The sequence below is a fragment of the Shigella sp. FC1567 genome (genome assembly GCF_001743015.1).
Classification (GTDB): domain Bacteria; phylum Pseudomonadota; class Gammaproteobacteria; order Enterobacterales; family Enterobacteriaceae; genus Escherichia; species Escherichia coli.
The window spans coordinates 1-3,392 of the sequence record NZ_MIIV01000189.1 but is presented as its reverse complement, the minus strand read 5'-3'; the positions used below and the strand labels follow the sequence as shown (position 1 = coordinate 3,392).

Here is a 3,392-nt window from a genome sequence, read left to right as displayed (position 1 = left end):
AAGACCGCACGAATATAACGGTGGGTTCCCCCCAAACGAATCGGAAAATCGATACTGGAAAAACTCTAACTCGGTGGCCAGTTTTTGTTGACCACTTCAAACCCATCTTTTACGGGGTGAAGGTAGATTTCGTATGAAGGGTATCTGTTGTCTCCTGCAAAGTCATAAGCGGATATTTTCCTACGGTCAGTATTTTTTTCTTACCGTCAATCTTGTAGCGAAGTTGCCATACCTTTTCCCGGATACAGGAACATAAAGGTACAGGCCATTACCATCGAGAAGGCGGTATGGTTTTTCTTTCGGCTTTGCTGCTTCAATCTGCTTAACGGTGAGCATGGGTAAAAATCCGGTGGGTAAAATTATTTTATCCACTTTTTACCCGTCATGGAGTGCGGCTGTCAACGATCTGACGCGAACCATGACGAACCGTGAATATACGGAAGGCTTGATATTCAGGGGATTTTGCGGACTGGTACGGATGGGAGCGAACTGATAAATGGTGTCCCCTGCAGGAATCGAACCTGCAATTAGCCCTTAGGAGGGGCTCGTTATATCCATTTAACTAAGAGGACAATGCGGCATGAGTATACCCGCTAATGGACTGCGGAGTAAGTACACTGCCGCTCGATTGCTTAAACCCTCGCCATTTATGCTGGGTTTTTATCATTTTTCTTAATGTTTTCCGCACGTTCTGCTTTTTGGCGTGCTTCTGCTTTGCGCTTGTTGCTCATGTCGTTACGGATCTGTGCATGACTCATTAACGCGAAGATAAAGGTGCCGCCGCAGATATTCCCCGCTAAAGTAGGTAGTGCGAAGGGCCAAATGAAATCGCTCCAGTGCAGCGTGCCGTTAAACACCAGATAGAGGATTTCTACAGAACCGACAACGATGTGGGTGGTGTCACCCAGTGCAATAAGCCAGGTCATCAATATAATCACCACAATCTTTGCCGCACCCGCTGCAGGAAACATCCAAACCATAGTGGCGATCAGCCAGCCGGAAATGATCGCGTTGGCAAACATCTCGCTGGGGGTGTTCTTCATCACATCCATGCCGATTTTGACAAATGCATCGTGAGTTTCTTCATTGAAGATAGGCATATATTCAAATGCCCATGCAGCAATACCTGTCCCGAGAATATTACCCAGCAGCACGACGCCCCATAATCGCATAAGTAAGCCGACGTTGCTCATTGTCGGTTTTTGCATGACGGGTAGTACCGCAGTCACGGTGTTTTCGGTAAATAATTGCTGGCGGGCCATAATGACGATAATAAAACCAAAGGTATAACCGAGATTCTCCAACAAGAAGCTGCCCGGCACGCCTTCCAGTTCGACATGAAATATCCCTTTTGCCAGTAACGAAGCGCCCATCGACAGACCCGCCGCAATGGCTGACCACAGTAGTGCCATTGCGTCGCGTTCCAGCTCTTTTTCACCATCCTGGCGGATATGTTCATGAATTGCCATCGCCCGGGAGGGGAGTCGATCTTCATCTATTTCTATTTTTTTGCCGCGCTCTTTTTCTTCGCTCTCAACTTCAATTTCGTCGCTGTGTTGATCAATTTTGTCGTTGTCCATGGTCTCTTCTCTTGAATTAGCACGTATAGCTAAAGCGTAGCGGCTTTTTTGCTCGCAACTGGCGGGAGTTACTCTGAAAATGTAGAAAAGGCCGCGTTTGCCTTTTTCTGTTTCTATAGAATCAAGTAGCCTACAGGGCGGCGATTACCAGGCTATGATCAAATCAGCAAATCAGGGCGTCTGGACATCAGTTGACGTGCTGTTACAATCGCCCACACCTAAACAGGCGGATACGGTATCGTTCCGTCATGGATGGCAAACTGCATAAGCCATAAAAAAACAGGGAGACATTTATGAAGCTTCGCCTGTCGGCGCTTGCTCTGGGAACTACGCTTCTGGTGGGGTGTGCGAGTTCCGGTACAGATCAGCAAGGGCGTTCTGACCCGTTAGAAGGGTTCAACCGCACCATGTACAACTTCAACTTCAATGTATTAGACCCGTATATTGTTCGACCGGTCGCTGTCGCCTGGCGTGATTATGTTCCGCAACCGGCGCGTAACGGTTTGAGCAACTTTACCGGCAACCTTGAAGAACCTGCGGTGATGGTTAACTACTTCTTGCAGGGCGACCCTTATCAGGGGATGGTCCACTTTACCCGCTTTTTCCTGAACACCATTTTGGGGATGGGCGGCTTTATTGATGTTGCAGGGATGGCGAACCCGAAACTGCAACGGACTGAACCTCACCGCTTCGGTAGTACGCTTGGTCATTATGGCGTGGGTTATGGGCCTTACGTTCAGTTACCGTTCTACGGTAGCTTCACGCTGCGTGATGACGGTGGTGATATGGCGGATGGTCTTTACCCGGTTCTTTCCTGGCTGACCTGGCCGATGTCTGTGGGTAAATGGACGCTTGAAGGGATCGAAACCCGCGCTCAGCTGCTGGATTCCGATGGTCTGCTGCGTCAGTCGTCCGATCCTTATATTATGGTGCGCGAAGCGTACTTCCAGCGTCATGATTTCATCGCTAATGGCGGCGAACTCAAACCGCAGGAAAATCCGAACGCACAAGCGATTCAGGATGATTTAAAAGATATTGATTCTGAATAAGAAACAAATAAAAAAGGTGAGTCGCAAAACTCACCTTTTTTGTTGTTATCCCTCAATTACCACAAGTAAAAGGAGATAAACCGACAATGACCCGGACGTAATGATGTAAAAATACTGATGTTCGTCACTGACTATTTCCGATATTCAGGCGTTGAAAAATCAAAAAACTGGAAAAATAATTTTAAATATCATCAAAATTAACACCTGGCGCAGATAGTTGATTAATTTCATTTTGATATTCCGTCTGGCGATTTTGAAGCCTTTTTTCAACTTTATCTTCGAGATCCTTAAAGTCTTTGTATTTATTTTCAGGATGGTCAACGTCAACTTTGTTAGCGAATAAAGTAGAAATTATTTCTTTTACATTATCGCGTCTAAATTTTGCATCGTCCACTTGAAAATTATATCTTATTGCTCGACCTAAACGTTTAAAAACTTCGTTAGGTTCTCTCAGTCTTTCCCCGTTGAGCTCGTTTACAACCTGATGATCGGAACCTGTTGCAAATGATTCTGCCATGATAGCTTTACTGCTTTCAAACCACGGGTAATGCTGCCAACTTACTGATTTAGTGTATGATGGTGATTTTAAGGTGCTTGCGTGGCTTCCATTTCCATCAGATGTCCTTCCTGCTCCGCTACTGAAGGCGTGGTGCGTAACGGCAAAAGCACTGCCGGACATCAGCGCTATCTCTGCTCTCATTGCCGTAAAACATGGCAACTACAGTTCACTTACACCGCCTCTCAGCCCGGTACGCACCAGAAA

At 46.6% G+C, this 3,392-nt stretch carries 3 protein-coding genes, 1 tRNA gene and 2 pseudogenes; 2 read left to right on the top strand and 4 right to left on the bottom strand.

Annotated elements, in window-relative coordinates:
• Positions 1-130 precede the first annotated feature (130 nt).
• From BHE85_RS12510 to BHE85_RS12500, 3 genes and pseudogenes are all read right to left on the bottom strand, one after another.
• Positions 131-336 (bottom strand): annotated as a pseudogene (locus BHE85_RS12510) (Arm DNA-binding domain-containing protein); the annotation flags it as partial.
• A 161-nt stretch (positions 337-497) separates the two neighbouring features.
• A tRNA-Arg gene (locus tag BHE85_RS12505) sits at positions 498-572 on the bottom strand.
• Positions 573-647: 75 nt separating this feature from the next.
• Positions 648-1,580, bottom strand: coding sequence for a formate/nitrite transporter family protein (locus BHE85_RS12500; RefSeq protein WP_000368126.1), 933 nt, complete (start codon positions 1,578-1,580; stop codon positions 648-650).
• 293 nt (positions 1,581-1,873) lie between these two features.
• On the opposite strand from BHE85_RS12500, the gene mlaA reads away from it, so the two are divergent.
• On the top strand, positions 1,874-2,629 hold the full coding sequence (gene mlaA / locus BHE85_RS12495) for a phospholipid-binding lipoprotein MlaA (RefSeq protein ID WP_000776768.1): 756 nt from the start codon (positions 1,874-1,876) through the stop codon (positions 2,627-2,629).
• 181 nt (positions 2,630-2,810) lie between these two features.
• Here mlaA and BHE85_RS12490 read toward each other — a convergent pair.
• Positions 2,811-3,170: pseudogene (locus tag BHE85_RS12490) on the bottom strand (hypothetical protein); the annotation flags it as partial.
• A 57-nt stretch (positions 3,171-3,227) separates the two neighbouring features.
• Between BHE85_RS12490 and BHE85_RS12485 the strand changes: the two are divergent.
• Positions 3,228-3,392, top strand: a 165-nt coding sequence (locus BHE85_RS12485; protein ID WP_047664789.1) for an IS1 family transposase, incomplete at its 3' end; no start/stop codon positions are given.